This window comes from Parachlamydiales bacterium (assembly GCA_041671045.1).
Taxonomy (GTDB): Bacteria; Chlamydiota; Chlamydiia; order Chlamydiales; family JABDDJ01; genus JABDDJ01.
In genome coordinates this window covers 88,798-113,658 of record JBAZCF010000002.1, presented here as the reverse complement: position 1 = coordinate 113,658, position 24,861 = coordinate 88,798, and the positions used below count along the sequence as shown (strand labels likewise).

The following is a 24,861-nucleotide window of genomic DNA, read 5'->3' as shown; positions in this document are numbered from 1 at the left end:
ATCCAACTAAGTAGGTTACTATGTCAACGCCGCGGATTAGTGACTTTGCAGGGTACATTCCACATCCCCCTTCAAATCCCCAGCGTAATTTACCTTCTCTACCATTTGTATCCCCCCAGAGAGAGGAACCCCTCTCTCAAGAGGAAATTAATCTTCTATCAAGAGATATTGAACACTATTCTCTACTTAATACCCGGCATGAAACAACAAATTACTTAGGTGCCGAAGGTAATATAAAGGGTGGGTTGGAAAACAGCCCCTTATTTCTTAATTTGGCGCATTTATTTTCACATCCCTGGTTGAATCTACCCGGAATTAAAAGTCCCTCCGTACAAAGCGGAATTGGTATGGCACGGGCACTTTTTGCCCATTTTCCCACCGCCTTAAAAATTTTTGATAGTTTGGAAAAGATAGAGGCTCGCATAGATAAAACTAAGACGCTTGTCAAAAACTCGACCAACTTTAGCGAAATTGCCCATCAAATTAAACAAGCGGCTTTAGAGACCGCCCATGAGGTTAGATCTCTACCGCAAAATCAAGAATATTACATTCCGATCCAATATCATACACAGGGAGGGATCCATAAGATTTTTGTTAATTTCAAACGCATTGATAATGACAAATACGATGTTTTACTGTGGTCAACGGATCGAAACACACAAGAATATCAAACGATTGAAGTTGATAATGCAGAAGCTAAAAATTCACCTATTATCCACTTCACCTCTATCCCCTCCTCCTATTTATTTTTTAATGATGATGGCAAAATACGGTCAGATTTCTTTGAGGCATTACTACAAACCACTATCACTGACAACAAAATCGAATTAGATTTCATCACTAATGGAATTTTTAAAAGTTTTTGGCCCCACTATAACAACCAAGCTGATCAAACCGGAACATTTGTTACAGGTCAGAGGCCTTATGAGTCTAATTGGAATGTTCTTAAAACAATGGGTTATCAATCCTTTGCCGACAAAGAAACTTACAAAACTGCAAAAATACGCTTTCTCACCAAGGCCCTTATCGAAGTGTGGGATAAAGCCCATAACGTTCTAGCTGAAGACAACCCCGGAGCTGAGAATTGCAGACAAGTGTTAAAAGATTCAGCAAAACATTTGCAAAAGATGGTCTTCAAATACTTTGAGGCAGGCTATATCGACGAGGATGAAATCAAGCAAATTCGCGTCACTACACAGGATATTATTGAACGCATCACTGCGCAAAACAATGCGATTTCTGATCAGCGTCAAAGTAGTAAAACCCCTATAGACCCTTATGCAGTCACGCTTAATACACATAAAGATGCATCTCGAGAGGCTATCAATAGTATTAAAATTACCCGGGCAGCTCAACCTGCAAAAATTGCTGCAAAACCCCTTTTCACCTCTACAAGCTTTGTATTACCGGCCAAGCCTAAGGAGATTAAAGAATCCTTAGAGACCTTAGCCACAGCGATGAAAAGTGAGGGTGCTCTGCAAACTCCCCTAGCTTTAATTTCTCAGGTTGAACAAGTCGTCAGCACCCTTTCCCTTTTTGATGATAGATGGGCTCAACTAGATGCTGAGCAACTTGAAAGTGTTCTTAAAAGCTTGGATAGTCTGGGTGATGTGTATCAGCAAGCGCTTGTTAATACCAAATCGGTTACCCAATCCAAACATAGCGCCATTTTTGACAAGCTATATGCCTTAACCCATATTCTAGCGCTAAAATATGATTCCCTGAGCACCGTTAAGACTAATTTAAAAAATTATATTGTCCATTATGGTGCTCCTTCTGTAGACCAACCTGAAATCGAATTCGATCCCCATACAGCAGCAACTAAGCGTCAAGCGCAAGAATACTTCAAACAATGTGGAAGAAGTAGTATTGCTCACAGTATGAAAATTCACAGTGATCTGAGGAACTTACCGCAGAGCCTTTTTAATTTTGAAAACTCCATAGTATTTGCTGAGAACGAAGAAAATTCTCATGATGCAAAATTCTATCTTGAGTTAGCAGGTGGAGATAGGCATAAGGCCCTGCAATATGCAACCAATGTTAATCCGGAAAAAAGAGGATACTATTCCTACTATTCCTCCCTTTTAAACTCCAAAACACCCCACATCCACCATCTTCGCAGCGCTGCTATGCGCAGCCAATTTTTCCAACATCAAAAAAACTTTAGATTTGCCTCTGATAAAGCCTCTTTTTGGGAAGCAAAAGTGGAGAGATCGTCCCATTACAAAACCGATACAATTTCTTATTTTCTTGCAGCTTTGAATAGCGAGAATAAACCTACAGAAATAGGAAAGTTCCAACAACCTACAGCATCGCCTGAACATACTTTTCCTTTGGATTACTATCGAAGCCAACTCATTAAAGATAATACATTCCGTAGAAAGCTCAATAAAACAGAAAACGAAACATTAACCAATAAAGAGACTGAAAAATTATGGGCCAATACTCCCTATACACCTAGGGATTTATTATTATGTACTGCAGACAGGCAACTTCTGCCGTTTCAGTTGATCGAGCATTTTACCAGACACATTGCCGTTCTCACCTCAAATCAAGAGCAGGCATTATTTGAAACGCTTTTCTTCCGCACGTACATCACCTCAGATCCGATGAGACATGATATTTCCGTTCAATACAACAATGCACCATTCCTAAGTGAAAACCACTATGATCCTACAGGCCAGCTTCTTGAGGATGAGCTCGCCTTGCAAGCGCGATGCAAACAGTTTATTGAAAAAGGCTTGGAACGGTATGTAGAGTTGCAGTATAAAAAAAGACCCGTCGTCGATGCTGCCCTATTTTTTGTCCGTTTTGGTGCCAATCTGCATCAAAGAGGGGTCTATGATGCAAAACCGCTGCTTGCATTAGTCAATCAATGGCTGGAATTAGATGACTTAACCCCTAATGAAAAATATGCACTGCACCAACACCGCCTTTATCTTTATTCTGTTCTAAACTCTAATCAGATAGGAAATGCTTTAGAAAGCTGGTATTTCCTAAATAAAGAATCCCGCAGCCACGAATGGACCCATCCCTATCTTACATCCGAAACTCAAGCTTATGCACAGTTATGCGTACAAAAAGCATTAGAAACGTTTGACAGTCCGCAATGGGAAAAAGTAGCTCAAAATATCCTCTCCCAAAATCATCTTCTCAAACAAGACACCTCCTTAACTATCAAATTTAATAGTCCAGGAATCCTAACTGCAACTACACCAAGCAAGGAAGAATGGAACTTCTACCTCTCCCAAGGGATGTTAAAACTTTTTGAAAATACACTCACAAAACAAACCGGGAATTGGGACAAATCCGACCTAGAATGGGCAAAGGAAATCCTAGGAGAAGATCCCTCTGCCCAGCTCACTCATATCGGATCAACTTCAAGATATGTCTCAAAAAAACTTGGCCCCATCCTATTCCCTAACAATTCACCCGGTTTATGCACCCAAAGGGAAATCAATGGTTCATGGTATCAGTATTTACCCTCTCATAAAATTAAAGAAGGTAATATCCCTAGCTCTTTATTTAGAAATACGACGGCCTGGGTAAGTCTTAACACTCCACGAGAGGTCATTTACTCATCGAAAGAAAACGGAAACCCGCTTTATGTGCAATTAAGTGACGGTACAATTCACCCAGCTCATGACAGATCGATCACGTTGCACCCCTATATGCCTAAAGAAATGGGACAAGGCCTAGATCTTATTGAAGATCCCGCATACATATTAGTGGAAGAAAATTCTGAGGGAGAAATCACTGGGTACAGTCTACCGCGCTTCAATGCGCGCTTCCTAGTGAAAGATAAAGAAATTGTCCTTGAAAGCCATCCTCATCTAGTTCTCGCTCCTCTTAGGCAAAATGGTTTGCTGTATGGGAACAATAACTACCTAGTTTTGATCAATAAATATGACGGCTCCTCCAAAATCATGTGTTCTAACCGCAAGATCGTTAAAAGTAGAGGTGAGAAGTCCGCCCATATTTCGATCCGCCGCCCCGACAGCTCCTCATTTATCTTCTTCGACTATGCCAACGGAAGCGTAAAACCTAGGACACTTTCTGAAAGGGTTATTTTATCGAATATTCTGTTAGGGCAAGAGGAATATTTGAAAGCGAAAACGCTCCTGGATTCTATCGAACCGACAGAGAACGTAGACATTCTAAGTGCCTATTGCTTGGAGAGAATCATCACATACGCAGAAAAATACGATTCTTCTGTGGAAGCTGCTGCTATAGGGCTTAAAGCAAATTATCTTCTAAAGAATGCTGTATCGGAAACCCTCATTCAAACTTATCTAAGCAATATAAAACGGCTTTCTACACAGCTAGAGCTTCCCAAAGAAATGGAATTAGCTCTTTTGAGACTTGCTAAATTCATTCGCAATACAAATCTCGATAAAATTATTAAAAATCGCAAAGAGATCTTAAATAAGAAAGTGCCTTCCAAGCAAATCTCCTCTTTACCAAATATCCAATCCCTGGCTGATATCAATACTCCTTCTATCCAGAGGCATTTTAATGAAAGCTTATCCACTCGCTATGGAACACATCAACAAACGCAAAATGCTGAACGTAAAATTCAGCAAATACTTAATTCCTATGACTTTATTCCAACATTAGAAAACCCTGAAATTTCCTTCGAGAACTACTTACAGCCATTTATTTTCACAAACACCCTAGCCCAAGCTCATGGATGGCAGACATGGAAAAAAATGTTTTACTCGGCATACCTCATCGCAAGAGGCAATGTCCAGGGTAATTCCAAGTCTCAATCGGAAGCCGAGAAAAAAAGGCTTGCCTTCAGGCTGCAGTTGTGGGGGGCAAACTCTGACAATTTTAAAAATGAGATTGACCGAGAGCTTTATGCATACCTTCAAACCGCACTGCAACCCAATGCCATGGTTCCTGACGCCGTGACGCCTGTAAAAACCTATTTTGACGAGAGGGAAAGTAAAGCAGAAACGATCTGGAATTTTATTTATAAACTAAACCAAGTAGTAAAAAACAACGAAGGTATAAATCAAAAAAAAGGCTCCTCGCCCTTAAGCCCAAAGTGGGCAGAGCTCCAAGGTCCTCAGCTGCCCTATAAAACATTGAAAAAAGCTCCCAAAAAGGTGCTGCGTCCTCAAGATAATGACTTAACATTCCCTATTCAACCTTCTGCTCTGGCATCTCTTCGGGAACAGTTCATCCCTCCCCTGCCTGAACAAAATAAAGTAAAGCGGCCTGAACCTACCCTCTTCAGTCCCCCTCCTATCACGGATCCATCAGAAGAGGTACTGGAAGAGTTAATTCAAACCGCTTTTGACGAGTTCAATCCTGACTATATCGCCGGTATCGAAGAAAATGCAAACCAAGAGAACAAGCCGATAGAGCCTGAGGTTAGCCCGGATCTATTCTCAAAAATGGCTACTGTTCTCACTGCAAAAGAATCGGAGAATACAAACCGCTCTGAAACCCTCCTCAATTTAGCCAATAAAACGATAAATGAATTCCAACGGTCAAAACGCGAAGCCGAATTCCAACGTCCTTTGATCATGGAAGACCTCCATCACCTCTTCAACCAAAAGAGCCGACAACAATATCTAAAAGCGAATCCAAACCTCACTGAAAATGAAGTTTCCCAGCTTTATCAAATGACCGCTGAACACCTTCAGGCCAGCATCGAGATCCGTAAGATTAAGGAACTGATGGTACTCGGCTCCAAACTAACTGCAGAAACGGATAACAGTAAAAGACAGGACCTTCTGCGGGAAATACGCGCCCTTATGCGTCCTCTCAAAGAGATCTATGACCCACAGAAACTCCCTACCGTCCTGGTTTTTGACTACATGAGCAAGATGACTCCCCGCCCCAAACAGGTCTTCTTACTTGAAAAAATGTCTAAGCTTGATAAAAACGGTAAATATGTTAACCGCATAGTACAGCTGATCATGGGAGGAGGTAAAACAGCCGTTCTCTCTTCCATCCTCCTTTCTCAAGCTGCACGCTCCGGCCGCCGCGCCATCCTAATCGTTCAGCCGGAACAGTTAGGATCTGTCAAAGCAAATTTGAGGAAATCTCAGCGCCAAAACTTCAACCAGGGAGTAATCTCCCTAGAATATCCCCCTGACAAGCTTAACTCCGTTGCAGTCTTAAATGAAATCATCCAGAGAATGAACGCAGCGGAAAAAACCGGCGATGTCATCTTAATGACTCCACAGCTCATGGAATTCCTATGGGCTTACCTCAAGAAAGAAAGTTTAGAAGCTGCCTACTCAAATGAATCCATTGAGCTGATGGCTGATATCTGCAATAGCCAGCGCGAAAAAGGAGATGCTTTAGGCGATGAAATAGACCAGCTATTAAACCTAGGATATGCCGTCGACATCCCCGGAAACGAACCGCAAAAATTAAAACATGAACGAATACTCCTTGTAGAGCAGATCTACAAGTATTTTAACTCAGACAGCCTACAGATTCCTGATGAAAACGGTAAATTAACTTCCCTAAAAGAGTGGATGAACCTTAAAGAAAACAAACAAAAAGGGCTTTCTCCTTCACAATTCAAAAATATTTACTCTGTGATAGCGCAGGAATTGGCCAACTCATTCCCTTCGATGCGGCTCCACCGCCATCCGGATCTTCATTCCGCCTTCATCCGCTATGCCGTCAACTCCATCAATCCTGAATTACAGAGATATGTGGATAATAGTGACAAGTATCAAAAAGAAATAGAACAGCTTAAGGGTACAGAAAAAGATGACTTCCTCTTTCTGCAATACTTTAAAAAACTTAAAAATTCTAAACGCAGCGAAGAAAGGGAAGCTGCGGACGAAATAGCTATTGTACGCCATCTCTATAAAGATATCCTCCCCACAGCTTTTGCTGAAGATGCCGGACGCAACTTCGGCCGCTTGGGAATAGATATTGTCCCCTACGAAGGTGCAGGAATTCCTGCCCTTACCGAAATAGGCTACCACTACCGCAAGCTTGTCCTCTGGTTCCAAAACCTCTTCGGATTCCCTCCAGGCAAAGACCAGCTAATATTCTTCACGCAGAAAATGCGCCAAAAAGCCGAGCAGGAAGTCCTTAAAACAAAAAAACTACTCAACGATACTCCATCAGGGGTAGAGTATTTTGAAGCAACCGGCATCCGCCTCTCCGAAAGCGATAACCCCGCTGCTATGGATGCTGCAGTTAAAAATGTGCAATCAGATCCTTTGCGTTCAATACGCATAGAAAGGGAAATAGCTGCTGAAAAGGTGACTTATTTTCCTGAAAGGTATACTGCCAATGGGCTTACACTTGCCTGGTTGTTTAATAGCTTCCGTGGATTTTCAGGCACACCCTGGAACTACCTAACCTTTGCCAGTAAATTAGTCAAAAACATTCTCCTGGATGTCGGGACCGAAGGCTCTATCATTGACAAACTTTTCCGTCGCGAAAGCAACGGCGAAGTGCCCATCCATGAAACGACAAATAATGATCCTGAATACATCCTAAATAAAATCGTTACCAACAACCCTAATAAAGAAAGGATTGTCGGCTTCCTCGATGCGTCGGCACTCTCTAAACATATTCCTTCTAACGATGTTCCGGGAAGGATTTGGAAATTCTATAACCCCCGCCCTGAAAAAGGATCCGAAAAAATTCCGGAAAGACCCATTAAGAGGCCTATCAACCATATATTCTATCTCCATCATCCCGGCGGCAACGGAACTCCCATTCCCTGTGTGTATTCAGAAAAGGCTGACGGAACCTCTGTCAGGACTTTCCTAGATGGAACGCAACCGGAAGACTTCCAGAAAGCCAATGTCGACATCAATGCCTGCTTTTTCCTTATCAATGAGAAAGGCTGCACCGGCACAGATGTACCACAACCCGATGATGCCATTAATATTCTCTCTGTGGACTATATGATGCTCCGACGCACCTTTTTTCAGTCCCTTTTCAGGCTGCGTCAAATTTTGAATAAAAATCAAAACATCGAAATCGTCCTCAATACTTCTTCCATGCCTAAAATGGATCAGAATGGAAAAAACCTGCGTGCGCAAATGAATACCTTTATCAAGAATCAAGCCATTGAACTAGGAAAAAGGATCGATGAGGCATTCCAATATAAAGCGGATTTCATCCTCGAAAGCACCATCATGGAGCATTTTATATTAGGACCTAGGGCACGTGGAGAACATATCGACTTACGAGAAATCAAACCCTATCAAGAATTTTTGCGTACAACTGTTCAAGATAAACCCAGTGAGGATTTCGGCTCCCTTGAATACACTGTCGATACCAAAGAAGATTTGGTAGGTTACGCCAATGATAAACTAGCAAAATTAAAAAAGATTCCCGGTACTCCCCAAGGGCTCATAAAAAAAATCGAAACCCAAATAAAGGAACTTATTGAAGAAATCAATGCATCTAAACATTTAGCCGAGAAAAAAACCGCAAAAGATATGAAGGGATTAGGCGTACAAGTTACCGTGGTGCAGCAATCAAGCCGTACAGTAACCACAGAACGTACAGTAGAGGTTAATCAGGAAATCAAAACAGAGCTCAACCGCTACAATTTCCCAAAAGAGGAGAAACCTGCCGGTGAATTTGAATGGACCCGAGAAGACATTTTAGCATTCCTAAAAGACCCTCTGAAATCTGCTAGAGTAATGTCGCTGCATGATGCTTTAGATAGAGATAAAGCGCGTTTAAGTTTCAGCTACGAACGTCCCTATAAAAATATTTTCGGTAATCTTCACTATGCCACAGATAACTTTCTACACACTCAAAGCAGCATTTTGCCCATCTTCCACAACTCCTTTAAAAGATTTCAGCAAATACTCTTCATTGAAACCAGAACAGGCATAGTCTCTGTTCAACTTTCAAAAAAAGAAGCCGGTCAATTTATCAACCTTCTACGCCACAGCTCAAGCTATCAGAATGTATGGCTTGTCGACTCCAACGGACAATCTTATTATGATAATCCCCGTCCCCTGCCCAACAATCCCGCCATTCGCCAAACTCTTGTTGAAGTGAACGCCTCTAATGGGAATATGGCATACCTCGATGCCAACGAAGAAGACACAAGCATATGGCTGAACACAGAATGCACTCACGAAAAGCCCTGCACCTGTTTTGATACAAAACAAAAATTTGTCGCCCTGAAGGTGCTGAATACACCCCTTCAAAACGAATTATTTGTTAAATCGGACATCTTCCATCCCAACCTTGCGGCCCTTAAACCCGGCGGAAATGGAAGACTACGCCTTAATCCCGACTCCATCGCAGAACTTGACACACCTGAAGAGATCGAACTCCTCCAAAGGGATCAAGTCAACCACCTATCTTCTTCCCCTATTCTAAATCTTAAAGAACTTCAAACCTATTATCTTAAGGAACAGCAGATCGGCTGGCTACGTAAACCGGAGCTCATTGCCACTCTCACCCCTCAGCAGTTTATCCACCTCCACCCAGACCAAATGCAATGGATACACCCCAAACAAGTTCCTTGGATCGGCAATGATGAAAAACGCCTCCATGCGCTTATTCCTCCTTTACTCGACTCTCTAACAAGTATCCAGCTCACGCATATTCTGGACGAGCAAGTTGAGGAAATACAATTAGAAAAAACCCTCGAATTGCTCAATGATCAGAAAATAAAATTCATCACTCAACCGCAAGTAGCTTTGATCACTCAGGAAAAAGAACTGAAAAGAATCCCTGAAAAATGGAAGTGGATTACCCCTGCACAAGTGAAAGCAGGAATAGTGACGGACGACATGATCCCCTTCCTTGAAATCGCTGAATCTATACAAGCCCTTCCTATAGACAAAATGCACCTAGTTCCAATAGAACGTCGTCATCAACATATTTCTGACGCACAACTACAAATTGTGCACACTAACCTCACTGTTTTCAACTCCCTTGACAAAAGCCTTATTCAACGCATTCATGAAACTGTAGCAATCCAAGCTTTAACAAAAGATTTCGTTCCACATATGTCTCCTCAGGACTACGGCAAGCTTTCAGAACACCAAGTCAAACAATTGGAAGATGCTGATGTATTGAAAAAGTTACCGCAACATCAAATAACGCATGTGGCAAACGAACAGATCCAACATCTTGCCAAATGGCAGCTTACTAGCCTTAACGAAACCCAAGTACTTTCTATTAAAGATCAACATTTTTTCTGCTACTTAAGCAACGTAGGCCTGGGGTATCTTACCCCCGCTCAAATCGCTCTCATTACGGATCGGAATATCATGGCATCCGTCATCCCAAAGCTTCCTCCTAAACAAATAGAACTACTAAATGCAGACCAAATTAAATTTATCAAGGATGATAACCTACCTGACGTTCTTAAACTTAAAAACGACCGTTGGAAAGACTTGTCCGAAGCTCAATTAGATAATTGGCGCATCCATTATGATGTAGCACGCAAAGTCCAAGACATACCTTTTTTTGATTTCATTGATTTGCCCAGCAAACTCCGCTCTAAGGGCGATGGCATACAAAATTTCTTTGCCTTCCCCTATAGAACCATCACCGGACTCATTAGCGCTGCATTCACCACCGTCACTCTTTTCACTCCCATTTTCTGGCTGCGCAATTACTATACCCAACCTCTTTGGAACTTTATCAGTCGCCCTGTCAGAAGGCTATTTTCTTGAAATAATGCTTAGATTTTGGCAACTTCTAGCACAAAGTGCCATTGCCTATACGGCATGAAAATTTTCTGTCTTCAAATGCATATCCCCAGAGTCACCCATGAGCAAAATTAAATCCGTTAAAGCCATAGAAATTCTAGATTCCCGCGGCTTCCCTACCCTCAAAGTTACCGTAACTACCGAATGCGGTGTCTCAGGTTCTGCCTCGGTTCCCTCCGGCGCCTCTACTGGAGAATTTGAAGCATTGGAGCTCCGCGACAATGACGCAGGCCGCTACAGGGGCAAAGGTGTCCTTAAAGCCGTTTCACATGTCAATGGCCCCCTCGCCCAACTTCTCGTCGGCGAATGTGTCCTCGATCAAGAGAAACTGGACCGTCTCATGATCACTACCGATGGAACCGCCAACAAGGAAAGACTAGGTGCTAACGCCATCCTCGGCGCTTCCCTAGCCATCGCACGGACAGCTGCCCATACACTCAAGACACCCCTCTACCGTTATATCGGCGGAACGTTCACCTCCCTCCTTCCTTGCCCTATGATGAACATCATCAACGGCGGTGCACACGCTGACAATAGCCTAGACTTCCAAGAATTCATGATACGCCCCGTCGGCGCATCCAGCTTCCGCGAAGCGCTGCGTATGGGGGCAGAGATCTTCCAATCGCTAAAACAACTCCTTAAAGCCGAAGGGCACGTCACCGCCGTCGGCGATGAAGGCGGCTTCGCCCCTAACCTCCCTTCGAACGAAGCAGCGCTCGAAACCATCATCCAAGCCATAGAGAAAGCCGGCTACCGCCCCGGAAACGATGTCACCTTAGCGCTTGACTGTGCTGCATCTGAGTTTTTTGACAAAACCAGCGGCAAATACATCGAAAAGAAAAAGAAAGCCCAAGGCCAGGAATTTCAAGAACGCACCGCAGCAGAACAGATTGCCTACCTCGAAGACCTCTGCAAAAAATTCCCCATCGACAGTATCGAAGATGGCCTCTCCGAACACGATTGGGCAGGATGGAAACTTCTAACAGAAAAAATGGGTAAGAAAATCCAAATCGTCGGCGACGACATCTTCGTCACCAACTTAAAATTCCTCGGCAAAGGCATCGCAGAAAAATGCGCCAATAGTATCCTTATTAAGCTGAATCAGATCGGTACCTTAACCGAAACCCTGGAAGCGATCTACATCGCCCATATCCACGGTTATACTACGGTTATTTCACACCGCTCCGGCGAAACAGAAGACTGCTTCATCGCCGACCTCGCCGTAGCTACCCGCGCCGGACAAATCAAAACAGGATCTCTCTCCCGCACTGACCGTATTGCAAAATACAACCGCCTCCTCGAAATCGAAAATGAGCTAGGCCAACTAGCAAAATACGTCGACAGCAACCCCGCCTTCATCACCGGCAACAGCGCCGGCGGCTGCGGGTCAAACTGCCATTGCAAATAGACTCGCTATTTTCTTAGGTGCGCTTTGAATAAAGCGCACCATTTTGCAAAATATTTTCTTCTGCTATAACAATGCTTATGAATTCTTCACCCCCCCAACGCATCCTTTTAAAATTATCCGGCGAAACCCTTATGGGTTCAGAACCTTTCGGCATCCAACAAGACGCCTGCCACACTCTAGCCCTTTCCCTTGCAGAACTTCAAAAACAGAACCTTCAAATCGCTCTCGTCATTGGCGGCGGCAACATCTTCCGCGGTATTAAAATTACCGGTAAGGGCCTCCCCCGCGTCCCCGCAGACTATATGGGTATGCTCGCAACGATGATCAACGGCATCGCACTCCAAGAAGCTCTCCGCAGTATAGGCTGCGACGCCATCGCAATGAGCGCTCTGGAATGCCCTAAAGCTATCACCCCCTACGACCTACGAAAAGCGCAAAATTTCCTTCAAGAAGGAAAACTTCTTATATTTTCCGGCGGCACAGGCAATCCCTTCTTCACCACCGATACCGCCGCCGCCCTGCGCGCCTGTGAAATTGGTGCCCATGTCTTATGGAAAGCCACTAATGTCGACGGTGTCTATCCCGCCGATCCGCGCACTCACCCTGGTCTTGAAAAATACAGCCAAATTTCTTACTCCGAAGTCCTTGCGCAAAAACTGCAGGTCATGGATGCTACTGCTGTTATACTATGCCGCGACAACGGCATTCCTATCGACGTATTTAACAAAGCATTGCTCCGCGATCGACAGTTCCTCTCAAAAATGGCTCAAAGCACCTTAGGAACACGTATCGCCGGAGATTAAGGAGTACTTATGGGTATTAAAGAACAAACAGAAACCCGTATGCTAGCAGCTATCGAACATCTTAGAAACGAACTGCACAGCATCCGCACCGGACGCGCTAACCCCGTCATGGTGTCCAACGTTAAGGTCAATATCTACGGCGCTGAAATGCGTCTCCATGATATCGCAGGGATTACAGCACCGGAAGCGCGCCAGCTGCTGATCTCTCCCTATGACCAGACATCCACCCAACCCATAGCAAAAGCTATTCAGGAAAGCAACCTAGGCTACATGCCGCACATCGACGGACATATTATCCGCATCAATATCCCCCCGATGGACGACAACCTGCGTAAAAAAATGATCAAAACTTGCCACGAATACACAGAGCAAACTCTTGTTGTTATCCGTGGAGAAAGACAAGCAGCAAATAAGGCCATCCGTAAAGATAAAGACGATAAAAAGCTGCCGGAAGATTCAGCAAATAAGCTGGAAAAAGAAGTTCAAATTCTTACAGATAAGTACTCTAAAGTAGCTAAAGAGCTATGTGACTCTAAAGAACAAGAAGTTTCTAAGATATAGCTTGCGAAAAAATCAGAGCACTCTGTATATTTGAGCCATCCTTTCTGAGGGATACTGCGAGAGCAAGTGTCCCCTAGATATGGCCCCATCGTCTAGCCCGGCCTAGGACACCGGATTTTCATTCCGATAACAGGGGTTCGAATCCCCTTGGGGTCATTCATATTGGGTCTTTAGCTCAGTTGGTTAGAGCACCTCACTTTTAATGAGGGGGTCGTCGGTTCGAGTCCGCCAAGACCCAATTTTTTCTTAGGGACAATGAACTCATCATTGTCCCTTGTTTTACTCAATCTTCAAACACGATAACTCCCCAACATCGCATAAGGTTCATAATAATACTCCTTTATGCTGCGAAGGGTAACATTTTTCATTTGTTAATAAGACAAATATTTAATCGCTTAGCAAGAATATCGCTTACATCTTTCATATTTTTTTAAATAGAGTTTACTCACGGTATAATTTGTAATATTTCTCATAGCCTACGCCTATAGGTGGTTGTTTCTTTGCTCCCTTTGACAAAAAGAAATCAGCAAGAGTTATATTTTCTTGCAAGACCGCCATTTGAAAAGGGGTCAAACCGCTCTTATCTTTGGTGTCAATATCAGCGCCAAAAGTTACTAAAAGCTTAACGATCTCATTTAAACCAGCTTTTACAGCTAATTGTAGAACTCTATGCCCGTTTAAAGTTTCATCATTTGGATTGCTTCCATTTCTTAACAAGGCTTTCACGATAGCATATCCCTTTTCTCCCTGTATGTATGTTCGGTAGAAGCTATTCTTAATCAGCTCGCTAAGATTCGGGTCGCTCGCTCCTAGCATCTTCATAAAATCAACTAAAGGCACATAATCACCTTTGTCAGCGCTCTTAAGTGTTTTAATATAGTCTTTGCGTACAACACCTTCTTGATTCAAAAGACTTGGCCATATGGGATATTGACATCTGAAAGCAAGAAGAAAACGATCGGCGATTAAGCGCGAAAAGCGCCCATTACCATTCTCAAAAGGATGAATAAAAACTAAGCGATGATGAACCCTTGCAGCCATCTCCAAAATGGTAAGTTCAACAGGATATTGCGACCAGGAGGAAACTTCTAGACAAAGCTCTGCAAGCTGTGTAGGTATCAAACTGGGATTGATACCTATGGATGTTATAGATTTTCTGTATACTCCAGCCCACTCCCATACATCTCCAAACATAACTTGATGAATGGCTTTTAATTCCTTCACTTGAAACCAGCTTTTTGGATCGCCAACTACTCCTCGCAGATATTTTCTTTGTGCATTCATGATATTTTCCGCTTCCACTCTATTGAGATCATTTAAATCCTGAACCCAAACAGGGATGAGCCCACTGCAATCACCTATTGAAGTGGCTCCTACTGGAAATTCAAAACGTTCAGGCATTTTCATCCCATAGTTTAGAATTTGGTCCTTGCAGAAGCCCTTCTTCTTCTTGTTTTATTAGTTCTGCAATAAACCTTGAGTCAGGTTGTTGGTCTTCTAAATTCATTGTTCCTTTAAGGTAGCGTACCTGCTTTTCAGCCATTTTTCTTGCTTGCTTACGCCGAATAGCACCTACCGAATCTTGTAGAAGAGGAACAATCACAAGATCACATGAAATTGCGCCTAAAATTTTGTTCAATGTTGACAGATTGGCATCTCTTTCCCCTTGTTCAATGCGGGAGATTGTAGACTGGGGAACTCCAGCTCGCTTTGCCAATGCCTTCTGCGACATCCCTAACTGTATACGAATAGATTTAATAAGAGCTCCAATCGTAAGACCTCTAACTGCAACCTTTGTTTTTTGAGCAGCTTGCATAATTTCTTCAATAAGAAGCTTTTCTGAAGCAGAATAGGATTTCATAAGTTTACCTCATATTTTATATGATAGCGTATACGACATAAATTTTAATATAAAATATGCCTATTTGGCATATAAATTCATGTAAAATATATCACAAAAGCTGTATATTACGAGATAAGGAGCTGATTTGAAGCATTCCAATAAATAAATACCCTCAAAATGAAATATTTATTTATTGGAATTCCTGGGTATTTTTTAGGTTCATAGATTACTTCTTCGGGGTTTGGTAATCTAACCCATAATGATCGCTATATCTGCTCAACTGTAGGAAGAAAATAATGAGATTTCTCATTTTTAGTATTTGTTTAGGAGTATTTTGCATGCAGGACGCCTTTGCCCTTTCCTGGTGGGACATGACGCCATTGGAAGTTCGCGAGAGAATCAATCAGGGAATTATGAATATCGAAGCACCTATACCTACAGTTTGGGCTATAGAAAATCGAATTATAGTAAATGATTCAAGATCTACTCCAATGCGTATTTATTTACCCAATAAGAAGAAAGATCTTCCAATTGTTCTTTTAATACATGGGGGAGCTTGGGTAGCAGGTAATCTTGATACTCACGACAATTTGGCAAGGTATTTATGCTCACAAGTTGAAGCTGTCGTAGTTTCAGTAGGGTATATGAATGCGCCCGAAGGAAAATTTCCTCTGCAGCTACAGCAAAGCTTAGATGCTTTAACTTGGATAATTAGTCATGCAAATGAATTCTCAGCCAATTCCTCAAAATTAGCTGTTGTGGGTGATAGCGCAGGAGGCAATATGGCGGCTGCTCTCTGCATAATGGTAAGAGATCAGCAAGGACCGAAAATTGATTTACAAGTGCTCATCAATCCGGCTCCAGACTTGCGATGTAATGGCACAATTGATCGCCAAAACGATTGCCTAGATATATTAAGATGGCAAGCTAACCAGTATTTGTCAAATTCAGAAGAAGCTAATAATGCTTACGTTTCACCCCTTAATGCTAGTGATTTACGTAATTTACCCCCTACATTAATGTTACTTGCTGAAAAGGATGAATTAAGGCTAGATGGCGAGCTCTTCGCTGTAAGACTAAAAGAATCAGGCGTGCCTACTTTTATTCATTGTCAGACAGGAATTGGACATTTGGCCGGTCATGGAGCACGTGCTTCTTCACAAGCTAAAGAATCTCTTGATATTGCTACAACTGCTCTTAAGAACGCATTTCTATAAAATAAGGTTCTTCGATGATTTGCGTGGTGAATAAAATTTCTAATTCAAAAAAAGAGTTAAATAAAAATAGCATTTGTCACATCCTAAGCTCTAAGAGGTAAATGATAAACAGTTCGTATTAGAAGACCTCAAAGAATAACATCGTCTGAATATTCTTGTGGACGTCCCTTTTCACCCATATTGTGTTGTTCTGGCTCCGAAATTGGAATTGATTCCCGGGATTGAAGGGGCTGGCAGAAAGGCAAGCTTACCCAGACACGAAAAAAATCAACATTTACATTATTTATATAATTTTTTATACATGTTTGTCATGAAACGAAACCAGGTAAATATGTTTTCTCACATCATTTTAAGATTTGTTTCTGGTTATTTATTTCTCAGTTGTTTCTCTTTATATTCTTACCAGGCATCCTGGGAAACGCCTTCAAATAATAATACAAAGGCTTCAACTACGTCAACATCTGGATATAACGCTTCTTGGGAAACTTCCTCTCCTGATATCCCACCTTCTACCCACAATACATCCACAACTAATAATCAATCTAACACCTCTTCTAACTTAACTTCCCAAAATGGGTATTCGCAAGGTTATCCTTCAAGCCCATCAATGGCAGAGGTAGGTCAAAACGAAAGACAAAAACAATCGAGAACTTACTCTAAAACTGTACTGAAAGAACAAAAAAAAATTGGAAGCGAGCTTTATAGCGAATATGGCAGCGCCATGCACAGGCTTAGACTTCAAAACGAACTGACTCCGGCACAATGGAGGACGACTTTATTGTTTCATAGAGTCAGACTTCCTCTTACTGCGGATGATTACCGCAGCTTGGAACTGGTTTTGGGAGAAAAATAGATTTACTTTAACAAACTGACTCAAGATGCGTACATTACCTATGATGGGAGGCCTACTCCTTTTCTCATTTGCTCTCCTGCAAGCCGATAATAAGCAGGAAATTCAGCAGGAAAAATTTGATAATAATCAAATTTTATGGATTGACGAAGGATACGGAAACCAAAATAATCAAGATGCTTATATTGTCGATCTAAGTGCTGATTCTCCATCTGACCCTTTCGATGAAGAATCAAAGCAATTCTCACCTCCCGATGATCAACCAAAAGACAATAACATCAAAAAAGTAATCACTCTAGAATCCCAGCCTCCACCAAATATTGAAGAGAAAATTGAAGAAAGGTATCCAGTAATAAAAAATTCTAAAATTATAGGATCATGCGACGGTTTTGGAGATTGCGATAAGTCTATTGCTGCCAATAGAAGCCTGTCACGAGATGTTGAAGCTGAACAGATACAAGAAAGCTTGCAAGCTTTGGAACAAGAGATTGTTGCTCTGCAAGAAACGATTGAAGTGTTATCTACACAGCCTAGCGAAGAAAGTGAAGCGCTTTCAAATTTTTTAATTAAAGGTTCTGCTTTTACAAACTACACAATGCTTCACCGTCACAATGGTACTTTTGAAACCGGCTTAACTCCTTTGTTTCTATGGAGATATTCTGATTTCATTTTGTTCGAAATGGAGCTTGAAATAGGTCTAGGAGAAGATTGTTCCACCGAGATAGAGCTAGAATATGCTACTATTGATTACATCTTAAATGATTGCTGGACCATCCGTGTAGGTAAGTTTTTAACGCCTTTAGGTATTGTATGGGAAAAAATGCATTCCGAATGGATAAACAAGCTGCCCTTTTTGCCTCTTCCTTACGATCCTGAGGATCTGTCATTGATACCAAAAAGTGAAATTGGCTTGGATGTACGAGGAGCGCGTCCGCTTAATTTGTATTTCTCGTGTGATTGTATACCAGCCGTCGTTACTTATGATTTTTGGATTAGCAATGGACCCAGTGAAGTTGATGGAGACTTAGTCCTTGGTTGTAATTTTGAGGATAATAACCGTAACTTAGCCTTTGGTACGCGAATGGCTTTTCGTCCCCTACCTTTTCGAGAAATAGGTATTTCCGGCATGCGTGGACAGTGGTCAAGCAATAGTCTGGCCGATGATTTTACGACCAAAAGGCACCTTTATTGGAACGCATTAGTTTTGGATTTAAATTGGAACTTTAATCCGTATTTTAGAGTGATGGGAGAATATATTTGGACAAAAAGGAACCAAATTATCCTTCCTGAAGAAGAGGGAGATTCCCCATTCTATAGGAATGTCGTTGACAAAGGGTTCTGGATTCAAGCAAGTACATTGTTCGGATTTCTTGGTTGCGAATGCTATAATAGTTACGAAGCTGTAATACGTTATGCTGAAGTGGACAGACAGAGTCTTGATATTAATACAAGACGCTTATCATTAGGTTTCAATTATTATGCAACTAATAAGCTAGTTATTAAAAATGCCTATGATATAAACACTGGTCGAACAAACTGCGATAACCGCTATACAATACAGGTGGCGTATGGCTATTAAAATTTTTAAGAATACACTGCTATTTACGCATTTTCTCTGCATTTTTCAAGCATTTGTCCAAGGTCAACACTATGATGAAAGCAATGACAGAACAAGAATTCCCATTTATTTAATGGCTGGTCAGAATACAGGCAATATCAGAGACCTTAAATCTTTGTACGTTCAGAAGTGCAGCTCATGTCATTCTCTTTCTAAATCGAACTATGCAAAGGACATTTTGCCTAGCGATTGGAGGGATACTATCTCTAGAATGGCCGCTTTGAAAAATGCCAATATTTCAGGTACGGACCAAGAACTTATTTACGATTATCTTGTCTATGATTCTGCAACGAGGCGTAAAATAAAACTGGATCAGCAGGTTCTGGCACTGCCCCCCGCTCAACAAGAAAGCGAAAAAGCTAATATTATTGAAGTTTTAAGAAAATACGGACAGATGAACTAAGAAATTAAATTTATGACAATAGAACTACTTTTCGGCAAATTTCATCCTGTATTCGTGCACTTTCCTATCGTTTTAACTTCTCTCCTTTTCATCTGTGATATCATGGTCGTTTTTGGAAAATATGAATTTGAAAAATTCGGTGATTTTGTTCTGTTGCTAACAATAATATTTTTTATTCCCACAATTGCAACAGGCTTTATTACCTCTTTTTCCTATTCAGTAGAGGAAGTATTTTGGCATCAATGGATGGCTGTTATCTCATTTCTTTTTGCACTAATATTTTGTTTATGGCGCTTTCATCTATCAAAAAAACATTTACATAAAAAAATGAAATTGAATTTTCTCTTCAGCTTCATTCTGTTTATACTAATCTCTATTACTGGAGATTTAGGTGGTGTCATTACTCATGGTATTTCACCGTTCATAAATCTTTTTTGGCCAACGTAGAGTCAGTCATACCTCTACCCACAATCTTGCCGGATCTTACGATTCAAGATTAAACATTCTTTAAAGTATTCTAACAATCGAGTCTTATGCTTGCATCTTGTACGGAATAGGGACTGCACGCTGTTCTCCTAAGAAATCTTCCGTACCTACTTTACCTAATTCACCAGGGAATGAGGTATCGTCAGGAAAATGCCAATCGCAATAAGCAAAACCACATTCGATTTCAATAAAAGAGGGGGAAAGATGCCGCCCAAAATCAATTCTCTCTTGACTGTTCGGCACAAAGACTTCCTTCAAAGCCTTTACACGCACTTCTGATGTGATGATTTCAACACTTATTCCTCGTTCTGCGTCCTCTTTTTGATCATATTGAATGTTGCGGTTTAATATATCGTAAGCATAGGTTGACATGAACGGAACGACAACTATGATTTTTAACGGCTTTTCTACCAAAAGTCTGAAAGTTTGAATATAGGAATTTAGCTGTCTTCCACTGTAACTAGCATCTTCCAATAATACTAAAACATCCTCCTTCATTTTTTTCATATTTCCCCAACAAGCTGTAGGGGCTCCCACTCCAATAATTACTCCGCCACCATCAACCGAAAGTCCGGAAGTAGGCGCATAGTTTAAATGCGGAGAGGCTAATTCTGCACACCAATGGGAGCTTTTATTTTCCGATACTCCTACAGCATACGAAGGCATTCCTAGTTCTAACAAGCGGTCATTAAGCTTGCCTACGCATATTTCTAGATGAGTATCTAATTGATCCATAGTAAAATGCTGGATATTGTCCATCGCTTTACGGGCGATGCCCTTATATTTTTCCTCTAACGAATTCACATAGGCTGTTTTGACTTCTTCTCTAATCGGATAAGACCTTACCGGCCTGGCAGGATTTGCCCTAAGTTTAAGGTTTGAATTCCCAAGGATGGACATCTTAGCATAATGCTCATTGCATTCTTCCACTCGTCCTTCTTTTAAATGGAGTCTGCATAATCGCGTAGCAATTTTGATAATTTCTTGAAGATCTCTTTTACATTCCGGACTATTGGCTAACGTCCTTAGCTTATCCCTGACTTCTACAGCATCCAAGTCTTTACGAAGATGTGTGATAAAAAGCTGAGTCGGCACACTGTTCTCTGGTAAAAGCTTCATTTCATCTAATAAAACTGTAAAAGAACGGCTGATACATTTTTGTGCAGTACTTTCACATAACCACACCTTATATCCAAGGGAGCGAAAAAACCTTTCGATACAGCCTACTTGTCCCATGGAATCTTTGCCCGCAAGAAAGGACCCGTTTTCACCTAATTCTATATAACTAGATAAAGTTTTACTTAATGGATTCATTAATTAAACACCATTTTTTCAATAATAATGCATTATTTTAAAATATTAATATTAAGATTTTATAAATCATAATACTCCAAATAACAGCCCCTCTTGAAAATCTAGTGTGGTTAGCATTTACATAATTTTTTCTTTGACCTAACATGCGACTACATCTACAGAGTAGCCGCCATGACAGAAAAACCTCCTTCTGAACAACAGCCCGAAGATATCCTGAAAAACACACCCGAAAGACCTCTCGAGTGCAGCGAATGCCGGCGCGCCATACGGGTCCGCTATACGGAAGTCATCGGAGACGTCCTCTCTTCCATCAGCATGTGCTCTGAATGTCCCGAATTGGAAAAACGACTCCGTGGAAACAAAGGCGCAGCCTACGCCACCCCTCTGGAAGGCGGAACCGGTCTAGCTTGCGGCAACTGCGGAACAACCCTGGAAGCTATCCGTATCGGTACGCTCGTCGGATGCAGCAGCTGCTACGAAGTATTCGAAAACGTGATCATTGACGAGCTCTACCGCGCACAATCCATCCCGCCTAAACTTACATCCAGCAAACGCACCCAAATGCTGCACATTGGTCGCGCACCCGGTGAAAGCAAGGAAATGAGCCTATCGGTCCGTATTGTGGCACTAAATGAAGCTTTGAACGAAACCCTTGCCCGCGAAGATTATGAACAAGCAGCGCTCTTAAGAGACCAAATACGCGATTTGACCGAGAAAAAAGGGAATGATAATGTCCAATAACGAATTAGCCCCCTCTGTAGCCAAGCTGGTTTCTCCGTGGGACCACAATCAAAACACCGTACTTCTTGCTACGTCGCTCTCGTTGCAGCGCAATATAGAAAAATTTAAATTCCCCGGAAAAATGACGCCTGATAGACGTCAGCAAGTTGTATCTATAACTTCCAAAGGTCTGACAGACTCAGGAGCCCTAGACCAAGCTGTGCTGCTCAAAGGAGATGAGATCTCCCCCCTGGATAAAGAATACCTGATGGAGCATTTCCTTAGTTTGCAGTCCTTTCAGCATGCTCATGTCGGCGAAGGATTTGTCGTCGACAATACAGGAACATTTATCGCCTCGTTCAACCTCAATAACCACATCCATTTTACTCAGCTCGATACAGAAAATGACCTTGAAAAGGCATGGAATACCCTCGTCAAAATCGAATCCACTCTAGGTGAAGACCTTGGTTATGCCTTTTCGCCGAAATTCGGCTTCCTCACCGCAGACCCTCATCAATGCGGAACAGGCTTCAATGTATCAGCCTTCCTTCAACTCCCTGCCTTAGCGCAGACCAACGAGCTAGAACCTCTCATCAGAAAGCTGCAAGACGACCAGCTCATCGTAACGGGCATTCAAGGCAGCCCCACAGAAATCATCGGAGATGTCATCGTCATCCAAAACAATTATACCTTAGGCATCACTGAAGACAATATCCTTAGCACAATCCGCAGCGCCATCACCAAAGTACAGGTCCAAGAAAACGCCATACGCTTAAAGCTAAAAGAACAGGATAAACCGGAAATTAAAGACCACGTCGCCCGTGCTTACGCCGTTCTAGTCCACTCCTACCAGATTGAAACCATTGAGGCTTTAAACAATATCAGCTTACTTAAACTAGGGGTCGATTTAGGATGGATCAGTGGAATTACCACAGCAGAATTGAACCACCTCTTTTTCTCGTGCCGCCGTGCTCACCTCCTAGGCAAAATCAGCAGTTCCATCCTACCGGAGGAACTCTCGCATAAACGTGCAGAGCACATTCATAAAGCCCTTACTAAAATCACGCTAGGGATCTAATGACTACCTCAGCAATCAAAGGAGTTGCATTTGTAGGCGATCAGCAAATCCACAATGCAGACCACTTAGCTCCCATCGCCTTCATCATGGATATCCCGCTATTATTCTTAAGCGACAGCGATACTGAGCTCTGCACACCCTTATATCCTAACGTAAATATCCAAACGCAACCCTACGGATCTTTCGGCCCCGAAGAAATGATCCAGCTATATGACGTCCTGTTCATTTCAGATATCTGGCCACAAGCAAAATTTGAAAATACCTTCCGCGAATTGGAAATAGAATATAACAAACGCATGCGGCGTGTGTTCTGCCCCCATGGCTACTCTGATAAAAGCTACTACTTCAAAAATGCTATTTATGAAGATATTAAGCTGGTTTATGGAAGGAACCTACTGGACACCTTTAAGGATTTCCATGTGGATCACCTCCTAAAAGATTACGTTATCACAGGCAACTACCGCTATACCTATTACAAACAGAATAAGGCATTCTACGATCAAATCGCACAGGATAAGTTTACTTCTCAATTTGCCCGCAAACAGCTTACTGCCATTTACGCCCCCACCTGGATGGATATCCAAGATGCAAGCACATTTTTCGATGTATGCGAAACTATGCTCGACAATCTTCCAGCCGAGATGAATATTCTCGTTAAATTACATCCGCGGTTAGAACTACACTCAGATCCCGATAACAATATGGCTCCCCTCTATCATCATTTAATTGGGAAATATTCCAATAAGCCGAATATTGTTTTTATCGAAAATTTTCCGGTTGTATTTCCCCTTTTAAATGCCGCAGATATTTACATCGGAGATAATTCTTCCGTTGGATACGACTTCCTCGCTTTCAACAAACCGATGTTCTTCCTAAATAAATTCCGGCTAGACCCCCATACAGACCGCAATGCCACTCTATTTAAAACGGGAACAAATATTCTCCCTGAAAACTATCCCCAGCTTTATTCCATCATAGAAAAAAACCTTTCGACAGATCAGGTCACTTACGAACCTGCCAGAATAGCTCTGTGGGATTACACTTTTGGAACGGAACGCGCATTTGCACAAATACGTAACGAAATCAGCGCTTTAATTAAAACCCAACTTATTTAAACAAAGCCGAACTTGCAAATGGGTTTAAATCTGAAGGTACCGACTATCCCCTCCTTATATTCAAATTGCTATGGACACTGGAAAATACAAACCCTACAAAACCTGCTAACACATAGAGAGGAGTCTGTATAACCACCTTTTCTAAGCCTTTGTAAACACTTCCGATGGGCTTAGCATTAAAAAGTGCCGTAGCTAAGAAGTAGATACCTTTTACTAACGCCTGCAAAGCACGGCTTAAACCGCGTATGGGACTTATGAAATGGGCTCGTACTGGAGAAAGAACCAAGGATTTCTTACTATCCTTCACACTTAAAAAATCGATAAAGCGAGTTATATAGGCATTATTTTTAATAAAGTAGTCCTGCTGTTTACTATCATCGCTATGATAGCTTAAAGTAACATGTTTTACAGTAGTGTGAGGAGCCAATACTCCGGAAAGAGTGAAAATACTTCCGACTAAAATGTCCGCAAAAATTCCCTTCAATTGCCTTCCCGTAGCATAGAAATAACTAGACTTTAGAGTAAGGACAGTGATTGCTGCATTTTCCAGGACTTTTGGAACACGAGAAATAACAGAAGCACCTGTACCTACAATACCGTGTACAGCGAAAGAAACGCGCGCTTTAATGTTTCTTTTAAAGCAGGAAAACATTGTATCTAAATCATTGTCTCTCCATTCAAGATTCCGTTCAAGTCGGCTGCCCTCTCTTCCATTCAAAACACGGTCAATAGCCCATCTCGATCTTGATATGTATAATGACATAGT

General features: G+C 41.9%; 15 protein-coding genes and 2 tRNA genes. 13 read left to right on the top strand and 4 right to left on the bottom strand.

The window, feature by feature from the left end; translation table 11 throughout:
- Positions 1-20 precede the first annotated feature (20 nt).
- The 6 genes from WC222_03615 (at position 21) to WC222_03590 (ending at position 13,689) form a co-directional block, all read left to right on the top strand.
- Positions 21-10,643, top strand: a complete 10,623-nt coding sequence (locus WC222_03615; protein ID MFA6915458.1) for a DEAD/DEAH box helicase family protein — start codon at positions 21-23, stop codon at positions 10,641-10,643.
- A 97-nt stretch (positions 10,644-10,740) separates the two neighbouring features.
- Entirely contained in the window at positions 10,741-12,087 is a 1,347-nt protein-coding gene (gene eno, locus WC222_03610) for a phosphopyruvate hydratase (GenBank protein MFA6915457.1), read from the top strand.
- A 77-nt stretch (positions 12,088-12,164) separates the two neighbouring features.
- Positions 12,165-12,890: a UMP kinase gene (pyrH, locus tag WC222_03605; protein ID MFA6915456.1), complete on the top strand. Its 726-nt coding sequence runs from the start codon at positions 12,165-12,167 to the stop codon at positions 12,888-12,890.
- 9 nt (positions 12,891-12,899) lie between these two features.
- Positions 12,900-13,451, top strand: coding sequence for a ribosome recycling factor (gene frr / locus WC222_03600; protein MFA6915455.1), 552 nt, complete (start codon positions 12,900-12,902; stop codon positions 13,449-13,451).
- A gap of 81 nt (positions 13,452-13,532) precedes the next feature.
- A tRNA-Glu gene (locus WC222_03595) sits at positions 13,533-13,607 on the top strand.
- Positions 13,608-13,615: 8 nt separating this feature from the next.
- Positions 13,616-13,689: transfer RNA gene (locus WC222_03590), tRNA-Lys, on the top strand.
- A 203-nt stretch (positions 13,690-13,892) separates the two neighbouring features.
- Here WC222_03590 and WC222_03585 read toward each other — a convergent pair.
- Together WC222_03585 and WC222_03580 are read right to left on the bottom strand one after the other, a co-directional pair.
- Positions 13,893-14,852, bottom strand: coding sequence for a mobile mystery protein B (locus WC222_03585; GenBank protein ID MFA6915454.1), 960 nt, complete (start codon positions 14,850-14,852; stop codon positions 13,893-13,895).
- Positions 14,845-15,312, bottom strand: a complete 468-nt coding sequence (locus WC222_03580) for a helix-turn-helix domain-containing protein (GenBank protein ID MFA6915453.1) — start codon at positions 15,310-15,312, stop codon at positions 14,845-14,847. The genes WC222_03585 and WC222_03580 overlap by 8 nt, the downstream gene beginning before the upstream one ends.
- Positions 15,313-15,590: 278 nt before the next feature.
- Here WC222_03580 and WC222_03575 point away from each other — a divergent pair, with 278 nt between their 5' ends.
- From WC222_03575 to WC222_03560, 4 genes are all read left to right on the top strand, one after another.
- Positions 15,591-16,511, top strand: coding sequence for an alpha/beta hydrolase (locus WC222_03575; GenBank protein MFA6915452.1), 921 nt, complete (start codon positions 15,591-15,593; stop codon positions 16,509-16,511).
- A 331-nt stretch (positions 16,512-16,842) separates the two neighbouring features.
- A complete protein-coding gene (locus WC222_03570) occupies positions 16,843-17,364 on the top strand; it encodes a hypothetical protein (protein MFA6915451.1) in 522 nt (173 codons plus the stop codon).
- A 25-nt stretch (positions 17,365-17,389) separates the two neighbouring features.
- Entirely contained in the window at positions 17,390-18,940 is a 1,551-nt protein-coding gene (locus WC222_03565) for a hypothetical protein (protein MFA6915450.1), read from the top strand.
- Positions 18,930-19,382 (top strand): cytochrome c, encoded by a 453-nt coding sequence (locus tag WC222_03560; protein MFA6915449.1) that lies wholly within the window; start codon positions 18,930-18,932, stop codon positions 19,380-19,382. The genes WC222_03565 and WC222_03560 overlap by 11 nt, the downstream gene beginning before the upstream one ends.
- Before the next feature lie 531 nt (positions 19,383-19,913).
- Here the strand turns inward: WC222_03560 and WC222_03555 are convergent.
- Positions 19,914-21,182, bottom strand: coding sequence for a hypothetical protein (locus WC222_03555; protein ID MFA6915448.1), 1,269 nt, complete (start codon positions 21,180-21,182; stop codon positions 19,914-19,916).
- Positions 21,183-21,353: 171 nt separating this feature from the next.
- Between WC222_03555 and WC222_03550 the strand changes: the two genes are divergently transcribed.
- The 3 genes from WC222_03550 to WC222_03540 are packed head-to-tail and all read left to right on the top strand — an operon-like array spanning position 21,354 to position 24,095.
- Complete coding sequence (locus WC222_03550; GenBank protein ID MFA6915447.1) at positions 21,354-21,923, top strand: UvrB/UvrC motif-containing protein; 570 nt, start codon at positions 21,354-21,356, stop codon at positions 21,921-21,923.
- Complete coding sequence (locus WC222_03545) at positions 21,913-22,980, top strand: protein arginine kinase (GenBank protein ID MFA6915446.1); 1,068 nt, start codon at positions 21,913-21,915, stop codon at positions 22,978-22,980. Before WC222_03550 ends, WC222_03545 begins: the two co-directional genes overlap by 11 nt.
- Entirely contained in the window at positions 22,980-24,095 is a 1,116-nt protein-coding gene (locus WC222_03540) for a CDP-glycerol glycerophosphotransferase family protein (GenBank protein ID MFA6915445.1), read from the top strand. The genes WC222_03545 and WC222_03540 overlap by 1 nt, the downstream gene beginning before the upstream one ends.
- Positions 24,096-24,138: 43 nt before the next feature.
- On the opposite strand, the gene WC222_03535 is transcribed toward WC222_03540, so the two are convergent.
- Positions 24,139-24,858, bottom strand: coding sequence for a hypothetical protein (locus tag WC222_03535; protein ID MFA6915444.1), 720 nt, complete (start codon positions 24,856-24,858; stop codon positions 24,139-24,141).
- Between the last annotated feature and the right edge of the window lie 3 nt (positions 24,859-24,861).

Bases quoted from the DNA above. Each gene is read 5' to 3' on its own strand.
- WC222_03615 (MFA6915458.1), top strand. From the start codon at position 21: ATGTCAACGCCGCGGATTAGTGACTTTGCAGGGTACATTCCACATCCC.
- eno (MFA6915457.1), top strand. From the start codon at position 10,741: ATGAGCAAAATTAAATCCGTTAAAGCCATAGAAATTCTAGATTCCCGC.
- pyrH (MFA6915456.1), top strand. From the start codon at position 12,165: ATGAATTCTTCACCCCCCCAACGCATCCTTTTAAAATTATCCGGCGAA.
- frr (MFA6915455.1), top strand. From the start codon at position 12,900: ATGGGTATTAAAGAACAAACAGAAACCCGTATGCTAGCAGCTATCGAA.
- WC222_03585 (MFA6915454.1), bottom strand. From the start codon at position 14,852: ATGCCTGAACGTTTTGAATTTCCAGTAGGAGCCACTTCAATAGGTGAT.
- WC222_03580 (MFA6915453.1), bottom strand. From the start codon at position 15,312: ATGAAATCCTATTCTGCTTCAGAAAAGCTTCTTATTGAAGAAATTATG.
- WC222_03575 (MFA6915452.1), top strand. From the start codon at position 15,591: ATGAGATTTCTCATTTTTAGTATTTGTTTAGGAGTATTTTGCATGCAG.
- WC222_03570 (MFA6915451.1), top strand. From the start codon at position 16,843: ATGTTTTCTCACATCATTTTAAGATTTGTTTCTGGTTATTTATTTCTC.
- WC222_03565 (MFA6915450.1), top strand. From the start codon at position 17,390: ATGCGTACATTACCTATGATGGGAGGCCTACTCCTTTTCTCATTTGCT.
- WC222_03560 (MFA6915449.1), top strand. From the start codon at position 18,930: ATGGCTATTAAAATTTTTAAGAATACACTGCTATTTACGCATTTTCTC.
- WC222_03555 (MFA6915448.1), bottom strand. From the start codon at position 21,182: ATGAATCCATTAAGTAAAACTTTATCTAGTTATATAGAATTAGGTGAA.
- WC222_03550 (MFA6915447.1), top strand. From the start codon at position 21,354: ATGACAGAAAAACCTCCTTCTGAACAACAGCCCGAAGATATCCTGAAA.
- WC222_03545 (MFA6915446.1), top strand. From the start codon at position 21,913: ATGTCCAATAACGAATTAGCCCCCTCTGTAGCCAAGCTGGTTTCTCCG.
- WC222_03540 (MFA6915445.1), top strand. From the start codon at position 22,980: ATGACTACCTCAGCAATCAAAGGAGTTGCATTTGTAGGCGATCAGCAA.
- WC222_03535 (MFA6915444.1), bottom strand. From the start codon at position 24,858: ATGTCATTATACATATCAAGATCGAGATGGGCTATTGACCGTGTTTTG.